General features: G+C 55.9%; 19 protein-coding genes. 7 read left to right on the plus strand and 12 right to left on the minus strand.

Translation table 11 applies throughout. The annotated features are described in order from the left end of the window. Nucleotide 1: 1 nt before the first annotated feature. The 5 genes from DOQ08_RS08530 to DOQ08_RS08550 form a co-directional block, all read right to left on the minus strand. A complete protein-coding gene (locus tag DOQ08_RS08530) occupies nucleotides 2-1198 on the minus strand; it encodes a multidrug effflux MFS transporter (RefSeq protein WP_114334479.1) in 1197 nt (398 codons plus the stop codon). 77 nt (nucleotides 1199-1275) lie between these two features. Beyond that, on the minus strand, nucleotides 1276-1707 hold the full coding sequence (locus DOQ08_RS08535) for a DUF4124 domain-containing protein (protein WP_114334480.1): 432 nt from the start codon (nucleotides 1705-1707) through the stop codon (nucleotides 1276-1278). 106 nt (nucleotides 1708-1813) lie between these two features. Then, on the minus strand, nucleotides 1814-3022 hold the full coding sequence (gene glcF / locus DOQ08_RS08540; RefSeq protein WP_114334481.1) for a glycolate oxidase subunit GlcF: 1209 nt from the start codon (nucleotides 3020-3022) through the stop codon (nucleotides 1814-1816). A gap of 2 nt (nucleotides 3023-3024) precedes the next feature. Continuing rightward, the gene (gene glcE / locus DOQ08_RS08545; RefSeq protein ID WP_114334734.1) at nucleotides 3025-4092 is read right to left on the minus strand and encodes a glycolate oxidase subunit GlcE; all 1068 of its coding nucleotides are present in this window, start codon (nucleotides 4090-4092) and stop codon (nucleotides 3025-3027) included. Beyond that, a complete protein-coding gene (locus DOQ08_RS08550) occupies nucleotides 4085-5557 on the minus strand; it encodes an FAD-linked oxidase C-terminal domain-containing protein (RefSeq protein WP_114334482.1) in 1473 nt (490 codons plus the stop codon). The genes glcE and DOQ08_RS08550 overlap by 8 nt, the downstream gene beginning before the upstream one ends. Nucleotides 5558-5810: 253 nt before the next feature. Here DOQ08_RS08550 and DOQ08_RS08560 point away from each other — a divergent pair, with 253 nt between their 5' ends. The 5 genes from DOQ08_RS08560 (at nucleotide 5811) to DOQ08_RS08580 (ending at nucleotide 10133) form a co-directional block, all read left to right on the plus strand. Further along, nucleotides 5811-6581: an ABC transporter ATP-binding protein gene (locus tag DOQ08_RS08560; protein ID WP_114334484.1), complete on the plus strand. Its 771-nt coding sequence runs from the start codon at nucleotides 5811-5813 to the stop codon at nucleotides 6579-6581. An 88-nt stretch (nucleotides 6582-6669) separates the two neighbouring features. Then, entirely contained in the window at nucleotides 6670-7416 is a 747-nt protein-coding gene (locus DOQ08_RS08565) for a transporter substrate-binding domain-containing protein (RefSeq protein ID WP_114334485.1), read from the plus strand. Between the two features lie 50 nt (nucleotides 7417-7466). Then, nucleotides 7467-8171 (plus strand): ABC transporter permease, encoded by a 705-nt coding sequence (locus tag DOQ08_RS08570; RefSeq protein WP_114334486.1) that lies wholly within the window; start codon nucleotides 7467-7469, stop codon nucleotides 8169-8171. A gap of 3 nt (nucleotides 8172-8174) precedes the next feature. Next, complete coding sequence (locus DOQ08_RS08575) at nucleotides 8175-8897, plus strand: ABC transporter permease (RefSeq protein ID WP_114334487.1); 723 nt, start codon at nucleotides 8175-8177, stop codon at nucleotides 8895-8897. 204 nt (nucleotides 8898-9101) lie between these two features. Then, nucleotides 9102-10133, plus strand: coding sequence for a succinylglutamate desuccinylase (locus tag DOQ08_RS08580; protein WP_114334488.1), 1032 nt, complete (start codon nucleotides 9102-9104; stop codon nucleotides 10131-10133). A gap of 47 nt (nucleotides 10134-10180) precedes the next feature. Here DOQ08_RS08580 and DOQ08_RS08585 read toward each other — a convergent pair whose 3' ends face one another. Both DOQ08_RS08585 and DOQ08_RS08590 read right to left on the minus strand, forming a co-directional pair. Next, on the minus strand, nucleotides 10181-13207 hold the full coding sequence (locus DOQ08_RS08585; RefSeq protein ID WP_114334489.1) for an efflux RND transporter permease subunit: 3027 nt from the start codon (nucleotides 13205-13207) through the stop codon (nucleotides 10181-10183). Continuing rightward, a complete protein-coding gene (locus DOQ08_RS08590) occupies nucleotides 13207-14292 on the minus strand; it encodes an efflux RND transporter periplasmic adaptor subunit (protein ID WP_114334490.1) in 1086 nt (361 codons plus the stop codon). The genes DOQ08_RS08585 and DOQ08_RS08590 overlap by 1 nt, the downstream gene beginning before the upstream one ends. Nucleotides 14293-14458: 166 nt before the next feature. Here DOQ08_RS08590 and DOQ08_RS08595 point away from each other — a divergent pair, with 166 nt between their 5' ends. Next, nucleotides 14459-15079 (plus strand): TetR/AcrR family transcriptional regulator, encoded by a 621-nt coding sequence (locus DOQ08_RS08595; RefSeq protein ID WP_114334491.1) that lies wholly within the window; start codon nucleotides 14459-14461, stop codon nucleotides 15077-15079. Between the two features lie 7 nt (nucleotides 15080-15086). On the opposite strand, the gene astB is transcribed toward DOQ08_RS08595, so the two are convergent. The 3 genes from astB to DOQ08_RS08610 all read right to left on the minus strand — a co-directional run bounded on the left by astB (nucleotide 15087) and on the right by DOQ08_RS08610 (nucleotide 18784). After that, complete coding sequence (astB, locus tag DOQ08_RS08600) at nucleotides 15087-16427, minus strand: N-succinylarginine dihydrolase (RefSeq protein WP_114334492.1); 1341 nt, start codon at nucleotides 16425-16427, stop codon at nucleotides 15087-15089. Further along, nucleotides 16408-17505, minus strand: a complete 1098-nt coding sequence (astA, locus tag DOQ08_RS08605) for an arginine N-succinyltransferase (protein ID WP_114334493.1) — start codon at nucleotides 17503-17505, stop codon at nucleotides 16408-16410. Before astA ends, astB begins: the two co-directional genes overlap by 20 nt. A 64-nt stretch (nucleotides 17506-17569) precedes the next feature. Further along, on the minus strand, nucleotides 17570-18784 hold the full coding sequence (locus tag DOQ08_RS08610) for an aspartate aminotransferase family protein (protein ID WP_114334494.1): 1215 nt from the start codon (nucleotides 18782-18784) through the stop codon (nucleotides 17570-17572). 218 nt (nucleotides 18785-19002) lie between these two features. On the opposite strand from DOQ08_RS08610, the gene DOQ08_RS08615 reads away from it, so the two are divergent. Further along, entirely contained in the window at nucleotides 19003-20181 is a 1179-nt protein-coding gene (locus tag DOQ08_RS08615; RefSeq protein ID WP_165823633.1) for a DcaP family trimeric outer membrane transporter, read from the plus strand. A gap of 431 nt (nucleotides 20182-20612) precedes the next feature. On the opposite strand, the gene DOQ08_RS08620 is transcribed toward DOQ08_RS08615, so the two are convergent. After that, the gene (locus DOQ08_RS08620) at nucleotides 20613-21794 is read right to left on the minus strand and encodes an acyl-CoA dehydrogenase (protein WP_114334495.1); all 1182 of its coding nucleotides are present in this window, start codon (nucleotides 21792-21794) and stop codon (nucleotides 20613-20615) included. A 41-nt stretch (nucleotides 21795-21835) separates the two neighbouring features. Then, a complete protein-coding gene (locus DOQ08_RS08625) occupies nucleotides 21836-22978 on the minus strand; it encodes an acyl-CoA dehydrogenase family protein (RefSeq protein ID WP_114334496.1) in 1143 nt (380 codons plus the stop codon). Nucleotides 22979-22984: the final 6 nt, after the last annotated feature.

The following is a 22984-nucleotide window of genomic DNA, read 5'->3' on the forward strand; positions in this document are numbered from 1 at the left end:
CTCAGCTGGATGAAACGGCCAGCTCCCTTGCCACTGCCTTGGGGCCTCCCCAAGCTAACACTACAGCACCAATCGAGCACGCCAACATACTCGCGACGATGGGCAACAGAGCCTCACCACTGACCGAAGAAGAGACCGCGCTGACGATACCCGCAATGGTGAACTGTGATGCTCCCAGCATAGCGGAAGCTGTGCCTCCCAGGTGCGGGAAGAATTCCAAAGCGTTGGCCATGTTATTGGGCACGATACCGCCCTGGCAGCCGATGGCAGCGATAAAGCAGGCGGCCACTGCCCAGAACGGGCCGTCGAATAACACCACCGTCACCAGCAACAACAACGCTGCGCACTGCAATAGCACCTGAGCTCTGAGCAGCACCACGGAGGTGAATCGGCGAAGCAGCGGCCGGTTCGCTAAATTCATCACCGCCATCAGCACAATGTTGGCCGCGAACAACATGGCAAAAGAGCTATTCGATACACCAAACCATTCCTGATAAATAAAAGACGAGTGAGTTATGAAGAGCATCATGGAGCTGAAGCAAAGCACCTGGATGCCGACGAAACGCATAGTGGTTTTGTGGCGCAGCACCAGCATGTAATTGGTTACCAACGTTTTCACTGGCGTGAACGTTCTCGGCCGTGGCTTAAGGCGCGGGAACAAAGCCAGCTTCAACACCACCGCCAGAAAGATGCTGTACGCCGCCAGCACGAGGAAGATCCAGTTCCAATGTCCAAGCGCCAACATGGCTGCGCCAAGCCCCGGTGCCGCGGCAGGCGCAATAAACATGATCAAACCGATCAAACCGAACAATCGGGCGGCATCTTGCCCGCCGACCTGATCCCGCACAATCGCCGGCACAGACACGGCACAGAAAGCACCGCCAAAGCCCTGCACCACGCGCCAGAATACCATCTCGCTCAGGCCATCCGTTTGCGCCACCATCACCGAAGCCACTGCGAACACCGCCAAGCCGAACAGCAATATATGCCGACGACCGTAGCGGTCTGACAACGGGCCGCCCACCAGCTGTGCCAACCCCATGGTGGCGACGTAGGCGCTTAATGTCAGCCCCACGCTGGCATGGGGAACCGCAAAATCTCGGGCAATGCTTGGAAACGCCGGCAAATACGCATCCAGAGCCAAAGGCCCCAGGGCGACGGTCATGCCAAGCAGTAAGGCGAGCTGAAAATGGGACAAGATCTATCTCCTTTTGTTAGGTAGATAGCTAACGGCAACCGGCGATAAATCTCAATGCGCGCTAACCGAGGGGCAGCTTAGTCCAGCACGCAATGGTTGCCGTATAACTGGCTGACCTTTCTGCGCTTTTGCCTTAGATTGTTGCCCCGGTCATTACTGTATCCAGCCCTCAACTGCATCTGTATCCGGTCCAGTTGGGCACGGTATTTGGCGCATTGGGAAGCTTTCATCTGCTCGTCTTTCGCTGCCTTGGCATATCGTTTTTTCGACTTTGAGTGCAACAGACGCTCAACCGATTGCCGGCTCTGACGAACCTTTTCGGATTGGCGAATATTCACGCTTAACGGAACGGTGACGGGCTCCCGCACAGTGATCGCGGCATGGCCTTCAAGGTTCGGTGGTGTATCAGAGAAATGGATCGATCCACGGGCATCGGTCCAGCGGTATATTTCAGCGTGTGCGGGCACCGTCACCAGCATGCACAGCACCATTAGTGCAATCCTTCGCATGGCTTCACATCCTGTGAAATGTCGTTATCGAATACCCGACCGGTTTTCCCCTGCCGAGCCAACCCTGAAACCATACCGCAAAACGCTGCGGAACTCCGGCACCAAGTTATCGATCCAGCAACTCAATCCAATGGTTCACCGGTATTTGAGCTTTGGTTTCGAGGTGTAACTGGCAGCCAATATTAGCCGTTACGATGCGCTCAGGGTTATCCACCGTTAGCGCCTTAAGCTTGTTATCTAGCAGCTTCTGGCTCATTTGTGGCTGGGTAATCGAGTAAGTGCCCGCTGAACCACAGCACAAGTGTGGATCTTGGGTGGCCGCCAACTCAATACCTGCCTTACTCAGGACTTGTTCAACCACTCCGCTCTGTTTCATCGCGTGCTGCAAAGTACAGGGGCAATGGAAAGCCACTTTTCCCTGCCCTGCAGGAACCTTCAAAGGCTCCAGATTCTCGTTTAACAGAAACGCTCCAAGGTCCACGCACAGTTCACTCACTCGCCGGGCTTTACTGGCATAAACCGGGTCCTCTCTGAGCAAATGGCCATAATCCTGAACCATGGCGCCGCAGCCAGAGGCTGTCATGACGATTGCCTCGGCCCCGGCCTCAATCGCCGGCCACCAAGCATCGATATTACGGCGCATTTGCTCTAATCCACGCTCGTGCTCAGACAGATGATAATTCACCGCACCACAACAGCCCGCTTCGGACGCTTCCACCAGCGACACGCCCAACTTATCCAACACCCGAGCGGCAGCGGCATTGGTGTTGGGTGCCGCTGCGGGTTGTGCACAGCCAGCCAAAGCCAGTACCCAGCGCGAATGGTTGGAAACCGGCCAAGGGTTGGGCTTGCGGCGCGGAGGGATCTTGGCCCGAAATTTACCTGGCACCGCCGGCCTTACGACCTGCCCCACCCGTAACAATGCCCCAAACAAACGTCGGTCGGGCAACACCCGCGTCAACGCCCAGCGCAGCCACCTCTGCTGACGCGGGCGGGGCAACTCCTTTTCGAGGAACCCGCGACTGATATCCACTAACCGGCCGTACTGTACACCTGAGGGGCAGGTGGTCTCGCAGCTTCGGCAGGTGAGGCAGCGGTCCAGATGCTCGCGGGTTTTTTCGGTAACTTCGGCCCCTTCCAGAAACATCTTCATTAGATAAATCCGGCCTCGCGGGCCGTCTCGCTCGTCATTCAGTTCCTGATACGTTGGGCAGGTCGCTGTGCAAAAACCACAATGCACACAGGCCCGAAGAATGTCTTCAGCTTCCTGCCCTTCGGACGTGTTGGCGAAATGTTGAACCAGATTTGTTTGCATAATTACAACCAGCTGTAGAGGCGACCGGGGTTAAACAACCCGTCGGGATCAAAAGACTGTTTCACGCGACGCTGAATAGTTTTCAGAGCCTCCGGCGGACTGTGCATCACCTCACCGGTGCGGTCCCCACCGCGAAACAAGCTCACCTGACCGCCTGCCGTTTGGGCGATAGGCTCTAGGTCACTCAGCCCTGCTTCCCCACGATACCAGCGTTGCGAACCCGCCCAATCCACCATCCATTGACCGTTCAGAACCGGCACGGTGGCCGACGAACCCACAGAGAATCGCCACAGTGGTGCTTCTGTATCGGTGAAAAAGTTGTGTTTCAGGTCCTGTATCTGCTGCCAAAAGTGATCACTCTGCTCCATCACTTCCCCTTGCCACTTATGAGCAGTTGCCTCTACCGCGGACCGAGCCCCGGCCAACCGCAGGTATACCTTTCCGTCCACCCAACAGGCGCCGGTCATCGGTTTAGGTTCGCCGGCCCGGCGATTCATGTAGTTCACCGCCTCATCCATCGGCATGTCCCGCACCAATGTGACGGTCGCTGCGGGTTTGGGCATCACTTTCAAACTGATTTCGGTGATAACGCCTAACGTACCCATAGCCCCTGCTTGCAGGCGCGAGACATCGTAGCCCGCCACATTTTTCATCACCTGACCGCCGAAACGCAGATGCTCCCCTTTGCCATTCAGCAAGCGAACACCAAGTATTTGGTCCCGCACGGAACCTGCCCAAGGCCTGGCAGGCCCGGACAAATTACACGCCAAGGTGCCGCCGATGGAAGACGCCTCACCGAAATGCGGCGGCTCAAAGTGCAGGCACTGCCCTTGTTCTGCCAACACCGCTTCAATCTCTTTGAGAGTGGTGCCTGCCCGCACCGTCAACACCAGCTCCACGGGGTGATATTCCACGATGCCGGTGTGCCCCGCCATGCTTAGCGTGTCAGTCTCGGCGTTGACGGCGCGCCCCATGAACGCTTTAGTACCGCCACCGACAACATTCAGTTTTCGACTATTGCTGCGAGCGTGTTGCAACTGCTCCTGCAGAAGGTTGATCTGATCAGCCATGATGCGCTCCCGGCTGTTCATGCCTGTGCTGGTTGTGTTCAAGGGACCGGTATTCCTGACAAAACTTCAGGGTGGGCACACCCTTGCCGGGGTTAAGTATCCCTAAAGGATCAAAGGCCGCTTTTACATCGTGGAATTGCTGCAACTCCTGATCATCGAACTGCACCGCCATCTGCCGGATTTTTTCCACACCCACACCGTGCTCGCCGGTAATGCAGCCTCCCACAGCCACACACAGTTCCAGAATCTTGCGGCCGAAGGCTTCGGTTTTCTCGAACTCACCCGGCACATTGGCATCAAACAGAATCAACGGGTGCAGGTTGCCGTCACCGGCATGGAATACGTTGGCCACCCGCAGGCCGTACTCTTCCGACATCTTTTCCATTTCCAACAGTACCTTGGCCAGATATCGCCGCGGGATGGTGCCGTCCATGCAGTAATAGTCCGGAGATATCCGGCCCACGGCCGGAAACGCGGATTTGCGGCCTTTCCATAACAAGGCCCGTTCTTGTTCGTTTTTGGAAGTGCGTATAGATGTGGCGCCTAACTCGCGGAAAAGCGCCTCGGCCTCGGCAATATGCTCGCTGACCTCTTCTTCAGTGCCATCGACTTCGCACAGCAACAGCGCTTTGGCGTCTCGTGGATAGCCGGCGCCGCAGAAATCGTCAGCGGCGATAATAGCCGGGCTATCCATCATTTCCAGGCCGCCCGGGATAATGCCGTGGTTGATCACACCGCCTACGGCATCACCGGCTTTTTCTATACTGTCGAAGCCGGCCATGATGACTCGGGCCACTTCGGGAATGGGCAACAGCTTTACCTTTACCTCCGTGACCACTCCCAACAAACCTTCGGAGCCAGTAAGCAAAGCCAGCAAATCCATGCCGCAACCATCCAGCCCATCACTACCCAGCGTCACTCGCTCGCCTTCCGCGGTAATCACTTCGGCACTGAGCAGGTTGTTCACCGTCAGTCCGTATTTAAGACAATGCACACCACCGGCGTTCTCTGCCACGTTGCCGCCAATGGTGCACGCAATCTGCGAGGACGGGTCTGGCCCGTAATAAAGGCCATAAGGCGCAGCCTGCTCACTGATTGCCAAGTTACGAACACCGGGCTGCAGGCGCGCCGTGCGGCTGAGCGGATCAATCTCCAGTACCCGGTTAAACTTCGCCAGCGACAAAACCACCCCTTCTTTATGTGGCATCGCTCCTGCACTCAACCCGGTTCCCGCACCACGAGCAACAACCGGCACCTCATGCTCATGGCAAATGCGCATCACCCGCTGAACCTGTTCGACGGTTTCAGGTAACACCACTATTAAAGGAAGCTCCCGGTACATCGCCAAGCCATCGCATTCGTACGGCTTTAGGGTTTCGTCGTCGGTAATGACGAATTCCGGGTCGATAAAAGAACGGAACAATTCCGCTAACTGCGCTTTGTTTGCTTTTGATTTGGCCATCATCTGCTCTTTATTTGTTATTCGCGCCAGCCTAAACAGTAGCCGAAACCTGTTCCTGCACAAGCCGACCAAAGCCCAAGACCGGGATACACTCGCTACCCCAAGTCAAAACACTTGCATTGATGAACGAATCCGCCAAAATGTACGACACGTTATTACCCGCACTTTCACCAAAATCCAACAAAATGGTGTTGATTTCCGCGGCGACAGTCCGTAAAACATGCGCCTTTGAACGACAGCCCCCAGGAGTCACCCCATGGCGGATGCAGCGCCTCTGATTTGTAGGGACATTCACAAAACCTTTAACGACCTCGAAGTTCTCAAGGGCATTTCCCTAGAGACCCGTAAAGGCGATGTCGTGTCTCTGATTGGCAGCTCCGGTTCTGGCAAGAGCACCTTCCTGCGCTGCATCAACCTGCTGGAAACCCCTACGTCGGGCGACATCATCGTTCACGGCGATCCCGTCCAGTTCAAACACAACCGGAAAGGCGAGCGGATACCCGCCAACAATCGTCAGGTGGAACTGATTCGTGCGCGTCTGTCGATGGTTTTCCAAGGCTTCAACTTGTGGTCACACATGACGGTGTTGGAAAACATCATCGAAGCGCCCGTGCATGTGTTGAAAGTACCCAGAAAAGAAGCGATCGAACGGGCCGAGGCCTATTTGAACAAAGTCGGCATTTACGAGCGCAAAGATTACTACCCGGCTCAGATGTCTGGCGGGCAGCAGCAGCGAGCTGCCATCGCCCGTGCTTTGGCGATGGAGCCAGAGGTCATGCTGTTTGACGAGCCCACTTCGGCCCTGGACCCCGAGTTGGTCGGTGAGGTATTGAAAGTCATGCAGAGCCTGGCCGAGGAAGGCCGCACCATGATCGTGGTCACTCACGAAATGGCGTTTGCAAGGGATGTGTCGAGTCAGGTCCTGTTTTTGCATCAGGGCGTGATTGAGGAGCAAGGTACGCCGGAAAAGGTGTTTGATCACCCGGAATCCGAGCGGATGCAACAATTTCTTGCTCCCAAGTTCTGAGCACCGGTGCTATCTTGAAACCGGGACTAAAATAGAAAACTTCTATAAAAAATAAAGCCTGAATGGCAAATGATTGGAGAAGTGACACATGAAGAAATTATTGATTGCAGCAAGTTGCGCCATGGCCATGTTCGCAAGCGGCGCACAGGCTCAGGATCTGCGGATTGCGTTTGACGTACCTTACGAGCCGTTTGAATACAAAGACGATAACGGCGAACTGACCGGTTTTGAAGTAGAACTCGCCAGCGCCATGTGCGAAGAACTGGAAGCCAATTGCGAGTTCGTTATTCAGGCGTGGGACGGCATGATTCCTGGCCTGCTCGCCCGTAAGTTTGATCTGATCATGTCTTCCATGTCGATCACTGAAGAGCGGGCCAAGCGCGTTCTGTTCTCCGACCCTTACTACATCACTCCAGGCGGCTGGTTTGGTCCTGAGTCGTTCAATACCGATGTTACCGATCTGGAAGCCATGAAGGGCAAGACCGTTGGCGTTCAGCGCGGCACCACCATGGACACCTACGTAACCGAGAACATGCACAGCGCCGTAACCATCAAGCGTTACACCACCGCTGAAGATATGGTTCTGGACCTTGAAGGCCAGCGTATTGATGTTGCTTTTGTAGACTACCCGGTTGGCGAGCAAACCATTCTGAACCGCGAAGGTTTCAAAGAAGTGGGCGAACCAGTGAAGCTGGGCGAAGGTGTTGGTGTTGCCATGCGTAAGCGTGACGCCAAACTGGCCAAAGAGATCAATGCCGCTCTCAAGACTCTGAAAGAGAACGGCACGTACGACACCATCATGGCCAAGTACTTCAACTACGACATCAAGATTTAAACCACTCCGGGAGCAGCCAACTGGCTGCTCCCAGCATTCCGGACTTTCTCATGCTTGACCTGAAAGGCTATGGCCCCGCCCTCGCAGAAGGTGCTGTGGTTACCATTGAGCTGGCATTTTTGTCGTTGGCACTGGCGGTCACTCTTGGCCTGCTTGGCGCTTCGGCCAAACTTTCTGGCAACCGTGTGCTGACTGGCATTGCCACCGCTTACACTACGCTGATTCGCGGCGTGCCCGATTTGGTGATGATGCTGCTGTTTTATTATGGCGGTCAGGTAGCGGTTAATGCGCTTTCAGATTATTTGTGGGAAACCCGCGAAATCGATTTCTTTTTTCAGTTTGATCCTTTCATTTCGGGCGTTGTGACCATCGGTCTGATTTTCGGCGCTTACATGACGGAAACCTTTCGCGGCGCGTTTTTGGCGGTGAATGTGGGGCAGATTGAAGCAGCTAAAGCTTATGGTTTTACCCGCTGGCATACGTTTCGAAGAGTGATGATCCCGCAGATGATGCGTCATGCCTTGCCGGGCATCGGGAACAATTGGCAGGTACTACTTAAAACTACGGCGTTGGTTTCCATCATCGGCCTTACGGATATGGTGCGTGTGGCCGAGGAAGCGGCAAAAGCCGAGCGCATGCCGTTCCATTTCTTTATTCCTGTTGCAGCGGTTTATCTGGCGCTGACGGCAGCGACTGAGTTATTCATCCGGTGGCTCGATAAGCGAGCTAACGTCGGCGTGGTTCAGGGGAATTAAGTGATGCCTGATTTTATTGCCGATTGGCTGAATTCCAACGAAATTTTTACGGCCATGACTTTGATGGAATACTGGGACGGGCTGGTTACTACCGTGCACCTGGTGTTTTTGTCGTTGGTTATTGGGCTGGTTGTGGCGGTGCCTTTGGCGATTCTTCGGACGGTGAGAAATCCGTTTGTCTCTGGTCCCATCTGGCTGTACACCTATTTGTTTCGCGGTACGCCGTTGCTGATTCAGCTGTATATCATTTACTACGGTGTGGCGCAGATTCCGGGGATTCAGGAAACCTTCTGGTGGGAGATTTTCAAGGAGCCGCTCTACCCTGCTCTGCTGGCGTTTACGTTGAATACGGCAGCCTATACGACTGAGATTATTCGCGGTGCCATTATGTCTACGCCGAATGGTGAGATTGAGGCGGCGAAGGCTTACGGTATGAATTGGTTTTTGCGGATGCGTCGGATTATTCTTCCGAGTGCGGCGCGGCGCGCGGTGCAGGCGTATTCGAATGAGGTTATTTTTATGCTTCATGCGAGTGCCATTGCGAGTATCGTGACGATTGTGGATCTTACCGGGGCGGCGCGGAATATTTACTCGCGGTTCTATGCGCCGTTTGATGCGTTTATTTTTGTGGCGCTGATTTATTTGGCCTTGACGTTCATTCTGGTTTTCGTGTTTCGTAAACTGGAAAATCATTTGTTGCGGCATCAGCGGCCGGCCAATTCCTGATTCTTTGAGTATTGGTGCAAGGCTAGGTGTCAGGGTGGTCTTGCCGAGAACCGCTACGAGCACATCCATGTGCGCTTCTCTCAGGCCATCCTTGGCCTTCGACATTCTCGGCAAGACCACCCCGACACCCAGCCCCGAACCTGTTTCCGGGCCTTAAGCTTGGCCCGCTCCGGTAATCACAAAAACTGTACGGGAGAGGGCTTCATGAACACATTCACACACCTTTTCGGCACATCTCCCGACTGGCTTTCGCACACCCTTTCTCACGCTTCTTCTGTTCTTCCTGAAACCACGACACAACTTGCCGACGGCACCCACGTTGTTCGAATCGCCACTGGCGTACTTTGGCTAACGCCGCCTGCCGACCGAGAGAATCCGAACCGCGAGGCACTGATCGTTTCTGCCGGGGTTCATGGCAATGAGACGGCGCCGATTGAGGTGCTGAACGGGCTGGTGTTGGAGTTGCTCGCGGGCAAGTGGCCGCTGGCTTGCCCATTGCTACTGATTTTCGGTAATCCGCCAGCCATGGCCGCCGGGACGCGGTTTTTGGATGTGAACATGAATCGGCTGTTTAACGGAGCCCATGGGAAGGCGGAGTATGTGGGTCTGCCAGAAGCTGAACGGGCCCGGTTTATTGAGGAGGTCTGCCGGGAATTTGCGGCGGAGCACTCCGGTTTGGCGTTGAGCCACTACGATTTGCATACGGCGATTCGGCCGTCGAAGCAGGAGCGCTTTGCGCTGTATCCGTTTGTGGCGGGGCGTGCGGCTCCGCCGGAGCAGTGCGCGTTTTTGTTGGAGGCGGAGGTGGGTGCGCTGTTGCTGCAGCATAAAGAATCCACGGTGTTCTCTTCGTTTTCTTCCAGTCAGCTGAATGCTGAGAGCTTTACGGTTGAACTGGGGAAGGTTCGGCCGTTTGGTCAGAATGATTTGCAGCGTTATAGCGGTATTGAACAGGCATTGCGGCGGCGGTTTTGTGGTGAGCCTGCCCCTGCAGCCGGGGCTACGCTGGAGCCACTAACGATCTTTGAAGTGGTGCACGAGGTGTTAAATACCGGGCCGGATTTTCAGTTTCATGTGCCGGACGATGTCGCCAATTTTACGCTGTACCCTCCCGGCACGGTGATTTGGGAAGATGGCGTTAGCTGTTACAAGGTGGGCGCTGAGCCGGAGGCGATTGTGTTCCCTAATCGGGAGGTGCCGGTGGGGCAGCGTGTTGGTTTGATGGTTAAAGCGTGAAGTAAATTTCCGGCCGGGCTGCTGATTCGTTACCCGGCCGGATATTTTTATGCCGGGGCGTTTTCGGGTTCAGCCACCGGTAACTTGATCAGCTTGGTGCATACCGCCGGGATCACCAGCAAGGTAAGCACGGTCGAGGCCAACAAACCTGAGATGATCGCCCAAGCCATGGGCGGCCACAGGGTGGAGCTGGACAGAGCCAGCGGCAGCAGACCCGCTACGGTGGTGGCGGTGGTCAGCAGGATTGGCCGGGTTCGGCGCTCTACGGCGGTTCGCACCGCATCTCTAATCGCCCTGCCCTTTTCCAGTTCCCGATCCATTACGTCCAGCAGCACGATGGCGTTGTTAACCACAATACCTACCAGCGCAATTACCCCTAACAGTGACTGGAAGCCGAAAGGCGATCCCGACAACACCAGCCCGGGGAAGATGCCCACTGTCGCCAAGGGCACGGTCAGCAGGATGATGCCTACACGGCGGAACGAGTTGAACTGCAGCAGCAGGAAGAACAGCAACAACAGCATGCCGATCGGGGCCGCCGTCAACAGCGCGCTGTTGGCGTCGTTTGAGCCTTCGGCATCGCCGCCCATTTCCAGCCGCGTTCCGGGTGGTAGCGGATTGTCTTCCAGCGCTGCGTTCAGTCCGTCGAGTGCCTGGCTAAAGCTGTAACCCTTCTCCAGATTGGCGGTTACCGCATTCACGCGTACCCCGTTGCGCAGGTATCGAGCGGCCGGCTCCCACGTGGTTTCAACCGTCGCCACCGCAGAAAGCGGTATGGCGTCGCCGCGGTTGTTGTAGATGTTCACCGACAACAAGCGGGACAGCGACAACAAGGTGCCTTCGCGCGAGCGAAGCACGATGGGTATCGGGTCTTCTTCCTGGCGATAGCGTTCTGCCATGGCCCCAAAGCTCTGGCCGTAGAGGCTTTGTGCAACGTCAGCGCGGGTCAGGCCATAACGGGCCGCTGTGGCATCGTCAACGTTGATGGCGATGCTGGGCACGCCGATATCCAGATCATGGCGAACGTCTACAGTGCCTTGCACATCGCGAAGAATCGAATAGATCTGTTCAATGGCCAAGACTCGAGCGTCGTCATCCGCATGATAGACACGGACTTCAACCGGCGCAGTGCGTGGTGGCCCCTGCCCCAGAATGCCCACCGAGATATCCAGTTCCGGCAGGTTTTGGGCTACCTCTTTCCGAATCTTTCGAACCAGATCGGTGGTGTCTGCCAAGGTGGGCGTTCGTACCACCAAACGCGCCCGGTTCGGCGACTGCGGCGCTCGCTGCAAGTTATAGTAGAAGCTTGGGCCGGTGAAGCCGACAAAACGGTGAACTTCCAGCGCTTCTGGCTGCGTGCGAATGGCACGTTCGAGGTTTTCCGCCACTTCCGCCGTGCGAGCCTGATCGGTGCCTTCAGGCATGTACATTTCAACAATTACCCGAGGCCGGTCAGCGTTCGGAAAGAATTGCTGGGCCATAAACGGCGTCAAACCCACGCTGATGGTAACGAGCACAGCGCCCAAAAGGATGAGCTTGCTCGGATGCCGGTAAACCAAACCGCCAAGAAGGCGCGCAAAACCAACCAGTCGATCTTCGCTCACGTTCTTGCGGGCTTTTAGAAAACGAGTCGCCAATAGAGGAACCGCTGAAATCGCCAGCAGATAACTGACGGACAAGGTCAGCATGATCATAACCGGAACACCGCGCGTGAAGTCGGCAGCGCCACCTTTCGCCATCAACAATGGGGCGAAGGCTGCCAACGTGGTGCCGGTGGATGCGCCAAGCGGCCCGGCCAGTTCGCCAACGGCCTTCTTCAAGGCATCTAACCGGCGCATGCCGGCATCCAGATAACCCTGAATGCTTTCCACAATCACGATGGCGTTGTCGATGAGAATGCCGAGCGAAATCACCATACCGATGACAGCAATCTGGTGCAGCACCCCGCCGCCGAGGTCATACAACCCAACACTGATCATCGCCACCATCGGCAGAATGGAGGCAACCAACAGCCCCATTCGTATGCCCATGCCGGTAAACACCACGGCGACGATAATCAGCACCGAGAACACCAAACTCCACGCCAGATTATCCAGTCGGTCTGAAACCTTGTCGGGCTGGAAGAACATTTCCCTTAGCTCGTAGGGCTCGAAGTCCGAACGAACCTCATTTAGCCTGTTGCGGATTCGCTCACCAAAGCGAATGGCATCGGTGTTGCCTTCCTCCATGATGAGGGATACCAACACGACACGCTCGCCATCAAACCAGGTTTCCGGCTGGCGCGGTTCAACTGGCCCGCGCCATACCTCTGCAGCCGCGGCCAAAGGGACCTGTGAGCCATCGGGCAGTTCGATGGGTGTGGCGCGTATGGCTTCGATGTCGCTGAATTCGGAGTTTGGTAAAACAGACAGTCGTTTGCCATCAACGACAACAAAACCACCGGGCGTGGTCTGGTTTCGTTGAGACAGAGTTTGCAGCACCCGCTGGGGCGAAACACCCAACCGGAACAAGGCGGCATCGTCCAAAGCCAAGGTGATTTGCTCATCCACATCACCTTCAAGTTCGATGCGTGAGACACCCGGGATATCCGAAAGGTTTTGTTTGAGGCGCTCTGCAGCTTTCGACAGCTCCGTTATGGAGGGAGAACCGCCCACGGCCAGCACTACGGCAGGAATATCGATGAGCCGGTCGTCCAGGCTCATCTGCCCTACGCCGTCGGGGAAATCCTGCTTAGCACGCTCCATTGCCTGGCGCACACGATCCCACGCAGCATCGGTATCGTAGATGCGGTCTAGCAGTTTTATGCGCGCCAAGGCAACACCGGTACGCGCGGTGCCCTGGCTGAAATCGACTTCTTCGACCTGGCGCAACTCATCGGTCAACGGCCGCAGCACGAGCCGCTCAACCGCTTCGGCACTGGCACCCGGGTAACTCACCGAAATCATACCGGCACGATACGGGAAGGAAGGGTCTTCCTGGCGGGGCATGGTGCTGTATGCCGCAATGCCCAACAGGCAAAGCATGGTAACCACCATGCCCAGCAAACGTTGGTAGTTGAGTAGGCTGCGCGTCATCAGCGAACCTCCACGGTGTCGCCATCCACCAAACGCGTCATGCCGGCATACACCACCTGATCACCGGGCTGAAGCTCGCCGGGATGCACCATCACGCGCTCGCCAATCACCCGATCGACTTTAACGGGCACCCGGTGCGCCACATTCTCGCTAACCCGATACACACTGGTGCCAGTGGCATCGCGCACAATCGCCAGCATCGGCACAGTAACTGCTGATTCGCGAACCGGCGTAACACCCACTTCAACAGGCTCACCGGATGACAACGAATTCGCCGGCAAGCTCACCAGCACCGGGTGCAGCTCGCCCCGAATAGAACTGCCTTGAGCAATTTCAATAACGGTACCGGTTTCGGGCGCGCGGTTACGATCCTGAACCTGCCACACTGGCAATTCCATACCCACTCGTACATGGCTTAGCAGGTGTGCCGGGACTCGTATTTCAACTTCGCGCCCCAGCGGTGACGACAAGCGCATAACCGGTTGCCCGGCCGACACGAATTCATCACGCTCCACCAGCAACGCTTCCACCTGTCCGGCAAACGGAGCTTTCAACACACTTTCTTCAAGCAAATGGGTTGCTTCCGACAAAGCCGCTTCGGCTGTCGCCATACTGGCTCGCAGCGAATCCCGACGTGCAGCGATTTGTTCCAAATTCTGCTCGGATACGACTCCGCGCTTATGCAGTCGCGCTGACCGCTCCCATTCACGCTGGGCCTGATCGAACTGGGTTCTCAATTCTTGAAGCTTGGCCGCCGCCGAGTCCTGTGCGGGTTGTAACGCGGGGTTGTATAGTTTGGCCAGTGTGTCACCCGGCTTTACCATCTGCCCTAATTCGACCGGACGCTCTTTCAGTGTTCCGCTGACCTGAAACGTCAATGTTGCACGCTGGGCCGCACGAACAATACCGGAAAAACGCAGCGGAATTTCCTCTACTTGCCCCCCGGTCACATCAGCAACACGAACCGATACCACGGCTGATTTTTCTGCCGCTTCACTGCTCCCGCCACGACACCCCGACAAGGACAGCATCACGAGCAAGAAGGTAACAACGGTAAATGGGAGTGATTGTTTTATGGGAGACATGAACAGACAGCCCCTTTCCCTGAATGGTTGATGGTGGGCATGCCAATCCATAAGTTACAAGCAGCCCTATTCTGACGACATAATGTCATTCTTTGACAATTTGTCAATAATAGGTTTTCATCGATACTTATCCACCGCACAGCCAGCCCTGAGGAAACCGCAAACCATGAATGAGCCGTTGAAATCACGCCGGGAAAAGGAAAAACAGGCACGATACGACGCCATACTGGACGCGGCTGAAACCGTTTTCTCGGACAAAGGCTACGACCGCACTTCTATGGACGACATTGCCCGAACTGCCAACCTGAGCCGGGCACTTCTGTACGTGTATTTCAAAGATAAAGCGGCTATTCAGATGGGGATCATGCAGCGGGCGGGGCAGAATCTGGTCGAGCGCTTTAAAGCCTCCCATTGCCCCAACGACACCGGGATTGCGCAGATTCGGGCTATGGGAGAGGCCTATTACCAATTCTATCGGGAAGAACCGGAGTACTTTGCGGCGCTGACTAAAGCATCCACGGTGATTGCTGATGTGGACGAAAAACAGGCCTGCGAAATGTTCAGCTCAAGGGATGAACTGATCGGACTTATGGTCGCCGCCCTGGAAAAAGGGTTGGAAGACGGCACCATGAGCAAGGCCCGGATTATTGACCCCACTCAGACCGCACTGTATTTACGAGGTGCCTTACACGGCGTGATTATGCTCTGCGAAGGCGAAAGCATGCCCTCTGATGCCTTGATCCAGCACACCATGGACATGCTCTCCCACTCGATCGAAACCCCGTAAGCGGCCTCTAACGCTGAAAATCGTAGATGGGGCCGAGGTGGAGAATGCCGGTAAGCTCGTCCAGCGCCTGCCGGACTTCGTTCAGCAATTTCGGATCCGCCAGATCATCTTGAACAAGCCTGTCACGATAATGGGCTTCCACCCAACTCGTCAGCCGCTGATAAAGCTCGTCGGTTAGAACAACACCTTGGTTGATTGCGTGGCGCTCCTCGTCATTGAGCACCACCCGCAAACGCAGGCATGCAGGCCCTCCGCCGTTGCGCATGGACTGCTTCACATCCATCACTTCGACGGAGGTAATCGGACCGTCTGACGACACCAGTTGATCCAGATATTGGCTGACCGAGGCAATCTCGCGACACTCTCCCGGCACGACCAACAGCATGCCGTCGGGACTGTTCAGCAACTGACTGTTGAACAAATACGATGCCACCGCATCTTCGAGCGGCACCTGCTGGCCGGATACTTTGATGGCTTCGAGCTCGGTACCCGTCAGACGTTCACGAATATCCGCCAGCACCCGGGCCTCATCCAGAAACGCCTGCTCGTGATAGAACAGACAATTGCCATTACCCACCGCAATCACGTCGTTATGAAACACCCCGGCATCAATCGCTGCGGGGTTTTGCTGGGCGAACACAAGATTCCGTTCAGCCAAACCGTGCAACCGCGCCACGGCCTGAGAAGCTTCCAGCGTTTGACGCGCCGGATACTTTACGGGGGCCGGTGCTTGTTGATTAAACGCTTGCTGACCGTAAACGAACAACTCCACGCCCGGCTCTCCATAGTGGCTGCACAGTCGGGTATGGTTGGCTGCGCCTTCGTCGCCAAAGTGACTGACGGAAGGCAACGCGGAATGATGAGCGAAGTACTGCTCGTCCCGGAAGATGGCCTTCAATGCCCGACCAGTAACCTTGTGTTCAATCGAGCGATGGAATTTGGCGCTGAGGTTTGCGGGCGTGAAATGAACCCGGCGATCTGCCGTATCGGCACTGGGTGAAACCGTGGCCGCGTTGGCCGTCCACATGGTGGATGCCGACGACACCGCAGCCAAAATAGCCGGGCTTTGTTTTGCCGCAGCCTGAAGAATCTGCTCGTCACTGCCCTCGAAACCCAGGGAGCGCAAAGTCGGCACATGGGGCCGTTCGTGGGGAGGCAATACTCCTTGCATATACCCCCGATCGGCCAGCGCTTTCATCTTCGCCAAACCCTGCAGGGCCGCCTCCTTTGGGTTGGAGACCGCATTCACATTCGATTTGGACGCGACATTGCCCCAAGACAGCCCGGCGTAGTTGTGGGTTGGCCCCACCAGCCCATCAAAGTTAGCCTCAACTGCGTGTTTTGCCATCGTTAACCCCTATCGAGTCTTCCAGATGAATGGGCGAAAGGCCGCCGTCTTTCAGGGGCGCCAAACGAACGGTATCACCGTCTTGTAGATCCAAAGCTTCAGCCATCGCCTGCGGAATGGTTACGGTATCTTGCCCAACACAGCTCATTGGCAGAGTGGTCAGCCGGAAGTTACTGAACGAACGGTTGGACACCATCACCCGGTGTTCCGCCGGCACATCGAGGTCTATGGGTGAATCCCCCACCACCACATCCCGGTTCAGGGAATCGCGCACCGTTCGAATGGTGTGTAAAAAGGCTTCAACCACCGGGCCGCCGTCAAAAATATCGACCAGTCCATTAAAGTTGAAACCTTCGGCCTCGAGCATTTTGAGTGCCGGGCGGGTGTTATCGTGCACCTGGCTGATGACCGCTCTGGCGGAATCCGGCAACAACGACAGGTAAATCGGGTACTGGGGCATAAGTTCGGCAATGAAGGACTTGTTACCCAAGCCCGACAGCCGGTCAGCTTCTACAAATTCCATATCAAAAAACTTGCTGCCCAAGGCGTTCCAAAGAGGGCTTTGCCCATCCTTATCCGACACCCCGCGCATTTCAGCAAACACTTTGTCCGAAAAGAACTCGCGAAAATCATCCAGAAACATAAAGCGGCTGCGGGACAGCAACAAGCCATTGCCGCCCCCCTTATAACCATCTGCCAGCAACAGCGAACAGATTTCAGTGGCATCGGTCATGTCGCTGGAAAGATGGAGCGTGGGCGTACGCACGTGCACACCCAGCTCACGGGAGGCATTAACGGTCAGGCTTAGCCGGTAGTTGTAGAACACCTCATCCTGGCCTACCCGAGCCTCGATACCGCTGATGCCAACCATCCGGCCGGTTTCGGTATCTTCGAGCGCAAACAGATACAGGGCCTCTTCCGGCTTACATCGTTTGCTGAAAGAGTCTGTTGCCCAGTCGATTTTTCGTTGAAGCAATTCCCGGTCGGCCGGCAGGGTGGTTAGCCCCTTGCCGGCACTCTGGGCCATCGCGTATAGATCCTCGAGGTCCGTGGATTGCAACGGCCGAATAATCAACATACTGCTCCCTCCCTCTGTTATCTCAGAGTGTGGGCGGCCCTGGCGTCAAGCCACCGGTTTCTTATTATTGCGCCAGCTTTTTCACGGCAGCTTCGAAACGCTGAAGCGCTTCTTCAATGTCGGTCTCGGGGATAATCAACGACGGAGCCAGACGCACAACGTTTGCCCCTGCCATCAGCACCATCACGCCCTCTTCCAGCCCGGCGGTCAAAAACTCTTTGGCACGGCCTTGCCACTGTTCGGTCAGCACGCAACCCAGCAATAAGCCAGCTCCACGCACTTCCGAGAAAACGCCGTACCGCTCACCAATCGCCATCATGCCCTGACGCAATTTTTCAGAACGCTCGTTCACGCCTTTCAGAATCTCTGGCTGGCTAACCGTATCAATTACTTTCTGCGCCACGGCACAGGCCAATGCGTTACCGCCATAGGTGCTGCCATGGGTTCCCACCGCCAAGCTGGCACCTACCTTCGCGGTTGTCAGCATAGCCGCAACCGGGAATCCGCCACCCAAGCCTTTGGCACTGGTCAGAATATCCGGAATCACGCCGTACATTTCATAAGCGTACAAATGCCCGGTACGGCCAACACCTGTTTGTACTTCATCGAAGATCAGCAGCGCGTTGTTTTCATCGCACAGCTTACGCAAGCCCTTCAGAAACTCTGGATCGGCCGGCATCACACCACTCTCGCCCTGAATGGGCTCGATCACCACCGCACAGGTTTTCTTTTTGGAGATGAGGGCTTTTACCGAATCCAGATCGTTGAAATCTGCATGGTGAATGCCGCCCGGAGCGGGCTCGAAGCCTTCCAGATACTTTTGCTGACCACCCACGCTCACGGTAAACAAGGTGCGGCCGTGGAAGGCGTTTTTGAATGAAATGATTTCGTGCTTTTCCGGGCCGAAGTTGTCCCAAGCATAACGACGGGCCAGCTTGAAAGCCGCTTCGTTGGCTTCGGCACCGGAGTTCGCAAAGAACACTCGCTCTGCAAAGGTATGGTCACACAGGGTTTTCGCCAACCGCAGTGCCGGCTCGTTGGTCATTACATTGGAGAGGTGCCAGACTTTTTCGGACTGTTCCTGAAGCGCACTCAGCAGCCCCGGGTGCGCATGGCCCAGACTGGTCACCGCAATGCCACCCTGAAGATCCAAAAACTCTCGCCCTTCCTGATCCCAAACGCGTGAGCCTTCACCTCGCACCGGAATGATATTTCCGGGGGCGTAGTTGGGCACCATTACTTCGTCAAACAATTCGCGGGATACGGGTTCTTTGTTCATGGATTTCTCTCAGTGACTCATTACTAAGTGACAGGTTTAATCCAACCATAATACGCCTCTGAACGTATAAGAACAGCCCATTGCAAGATCGCCCTGCCTGCGCGGCTTTAGCTGCTTAGACGTTGGTCTATTTAATGCATTTTTTGTTTGAAATGTGAACCATCCGTTACTAAGTTGGAGTTGGTCCAACAAAAACAAAATATGTGGAGACAACAACAATGCAGAACAATAAATTGCGAATGGCGATTCGTGCGACGGCGGCTGTGACAGTGCTGGGAATGGCTTCTCAGGCGCAGGCAATCAGCTTTACCGCCGGCGACTACGATGCAAGCGTGTACGGTTATGCACGCCTGAATGCCAGCTACGATATCGACAACAACCAAGCGTTAAGTACGCGATCAGGTTCATATTCCGGGCTTGCCTCCGACAGCGGCAGTGATGGTCACTTTGGCGCTGATGCTTTTCAGAGCCGCTTGGGTGTCAAAACGGTTTCACCGCAAGGCGTCGCTGTCACCGTTGAAGGTGACTTCCGAGGCAGCGGCGGAGGTAGCCTGCGCCTGCGTCACGCATTCGGTGAATACAACGGCGTGCTGATGGGGCAAACCTGGTCGAACTTCAGCAGCTTCGTGGGTAACACCGCCACTCTGGATTTTGACTCGCTACCTGGTTTGGCCGGCTATCAAGCTCGCACGGTACAAGCTCGCTATACGTCCGGTCCGCTATCGATTTCGCTCGAAGATCCACAAAATTCAATCCTCACAGCGACAACTGTCGGCGGCAATGGCACAACGGCTTCTGTTGACACGAAAGATAGTATGCCCGCCTTCACCGCGCGCATCGAAGATTCCAATGATGGTATGAGCTACTCCGCCGCTCTGCTTGCTCACCAAGTCGGTTACGAGACCGGCAGCAATGATGAGAGCGCTTTTGGCTTTGCCACCTTCGTTGCCGCTAAAATGATGCTGACCGACATGATCACGCTACAGGGCACGCTCTCATACAGCGATGGCGCCAACAGCTATCTATACCGCTCCGGAGAAAACTTCGGTGCAGCCAGCGCCTACGTTGACAGTAATGGCGACGTAGAAACAATTTCCGGTTACGGTGGATCTATTGGTGCCGGATTCGACCTTGGCGGTGGTCGCAGCATCAACATAGGCTACGGCATGGTTGAAGTCGACTGGGACGACGCTGAGGATGACGCAGCTGCAGCTGGCTTCGCAGGCGCAGTTGACGGCCAAAGCGAAACCAACTCTGCGGTGATGGCCAACTACAAATGGACTCCGGTCAAAAACGTGATGATGGGTGTTGAATATCAGTTCCTGAAGCGTGAAAACGTAGACGGCTCTGATGGCGATGCGAACCGACTCCTGTTTGCAGCGCAATATAACTTCTAAAGACTCCTTGTGGACGTTAACTCTCCTTTAACCCCGGCTTCCGCCGGGGTTTTTTCGTTCTGGTTTGGTGCGCGGCGCCCCAAACTTGCCCAGGACTTTGCGTCCTCAACACCAATCAATCCAGAAAAATCATAAATTTCAGATAGCTAAGCTCAACTTAAAATTTGGCACAGCTCATGCAATATCTGTTGTGAGGCAGCCGGAAATGCGCCTGCCCCGATCAATCAGCCAAAATTTCACGAGGTGTCATTATGAAACCAGCCAAAGACCAAAGTCTGCTGTTCGAACTGACCCAGCCTGCCGAGGCCTACGCCATGCAGGATCTTCACAACTACTTTGATTGGATGTTTTTCGCAAACTGATTGCTCACACACAAAAAAGCCGGGTTACCTTTCGGGTAGCCCGGCTTTTGCACTTTGCCTTAACACCAATCAGAAGAACGCCTGAATGCCTGTCTGCGCGCGGCCCAGTATCAACGCGTGAACGTCGTGAGTGCCTTCGTAAGTGTTCACCACTTCCAGATTCACCAGATGGCGGGCAATGCCAAACTCGTCGCTGATGCCGTTGCCACCCAGCATGTCTCTGGCCAGCCGAGCAATCTCAAGAGCCTTACCACAGGAGTTACGCTTCATGATGGAGGTAATCTCCACCGCTGCAGTGCCTTCGTCTTTCATCCGCCCCAGGCGCAGGCAGCCCTGCAGGGCCAGGGTGATATCGGTCTGCATGTCCGCCAGCTTTTTCTGGATCAGCTGATTGGCTGCCAGGGGCCGGCCAAACTGTTGGCGGTCCAGCACGTATTGTCGGGCGGTGTGCCAGCAATCCTCGGCCGCACCCAGGGCGCCCCAGGAAATACCGTAGCGGGCGGAATTCAGACAGGTGAACGGCCCCTTCAGCCCACGCACATCCGGAAAGGCATTTACCTCGGGAACAAACACCCCATCCATCACGATTTCGCCGGTGATAGAGGCCCGCAGGCCTACCTTGCCATGAATCGCAGGAGCACTCAGGCCCTCCCAGCCTTTTTCCAGCACAAAACCGCGGATGGCACCGTCGTCGTCCTTGGCCCACACCACAAACACGTCGGCAATGGGGCTGTTGGTGATCCACATCTTGCTGCCAGTCAGGCGATAGCCGCCTTCCACCTTGCGGGCGCGAGTAATCATCGAGCCTGGATCAGAGCCATGATTGGGCTCTGTTAAGCCGAAGCAGCCAATCCACTCGCCAGAGGCCAGCTTGGGCAGGTATTTCTGGCGGGTTTCTTCGTTGCCGAATTCGTAGATGGGCACCATCACCAGGGAGGACTGCACACTCATCATGGAGCGATAGCCGGAATCCACCCGCTCCACTTCCCGGGCAATCAGGCCATAGCAAACGTAGTTCAGGCCACTGCCGCCGTACTGTTCGGGAATGGTGCATCCCAGCAGGCCGGTCTCCCCCATTTCCCGGAAGATCTCCGGATCCGTCTGTTCATTGCGAAACGCGTCCAGAACCCGAGGCCGTAACTTGCTCTCGGCAAACTGGCGGGCGCTGTCACGCACCATACGCTCTTCTTCGGTCAGTTGCTGATCCAGCAACAGGGGATCTTCCCAGTTGAAACTTGCTTTGTTAGCCATATCGGTATCTCCGTTGTCAGTCTTGTTGTCAGGGCGGGCCGTCAGGCCACCTGCCGGGGAAGATCCAGCAGTGCCGAATACTGTGCGAGGTGGAAGTCATCATCACCGAACTGATGGGTCAGCATCACCAGCCGTTTGGCATGGTGTGCCAGGGAGTATTCCCAGGTCATGCCAATGCCACCGTGTAGTTGAATGGCCTGTTCCGCAATGAACTGAGAGGCCCGGGCAACCACAAATTTGGCCGCCGCAAGTTGCCGGCTACGCTCATCCGATGCCTGATCATCTGCCACGCAAGCCGCGAGGATAACCATGGAACGCGCCAGTTCCAGTTCACCACGGATATCCGCCATACGGTGCTGGAGCGACTGGAACCGACCAATCGGCGCCCCGAACTGCTGCCGGGTTTTCAGGTAGTCGAGCGTCAGCCGGAAAGCCTCTTCCATGCTGCCCAGAGCCTCTGCACACTGGGCAGCACCCGCACGCCCCCGCTGGTAAATCAGCGCCGGAGCGGCTTTGCCGGGCGCACCTAGCAGGTCATCACACTCTACGTACACCCCGTTCAGGGCCAGGTCGCAGGCCCTGGGGCCATCGATGCAGGGGTAGCTCTGTAAGGTAACCCCATCCGCTTCCGGATCAATCAGGAAAACGCTGACGCCGTCGGTATCCTGTATTTTTGCACTGACCAGGATGAACTTTGCCGAATCACCACCGATGACAACCCGCTTGGAGCCTTCCAACCTCCAGCCCCGGTCACAGGGAATGGCCGTACAGGCAATCGACTCAGGGTCGTAATGGCTGCCAGGCTCTTCATCCGCCACTGCCAGCCGCCATTCCCCCGCCGCAACCTTGGGCAGGAGGCTCCGGCGCTGCTCGCCAGAACCCAACTGCTCCACCAGGCCGGCCGCGTAGATCTGGGAATGCAGAAAGGACTCAAGACAGAGTCCGCGCCCCAATTCCGTCATCACCAGCATATTCTCCACCCCGGTGCCTCCGAAGCCCTCGTAGTCGGCGCCGACCGGTACCGAAGTTATCCCCAGTTCCGACAGTTGTTGCCAGAACGCCGGGCTGAAGCCATCAGAACTCTTATAATACGCCTCGCGCTTTTCAAAGCTGTACTGGTCCCGAACCATGCGCTGGACGGTATCGGCCAGCATTTGCTGCTCTTCGTTGAGATTGAAATCCATGGTCCC

The sequence above is a fragment of the Marinobacter litoralis genome, assembly GCF_003336705.1.
Lineage (GTDB): Bacteria > Pseudomonadota > Gammaproteobacteria > Pseudomonadales > Oleiphilaceae > Marinobacter > Marinobacter litoralis.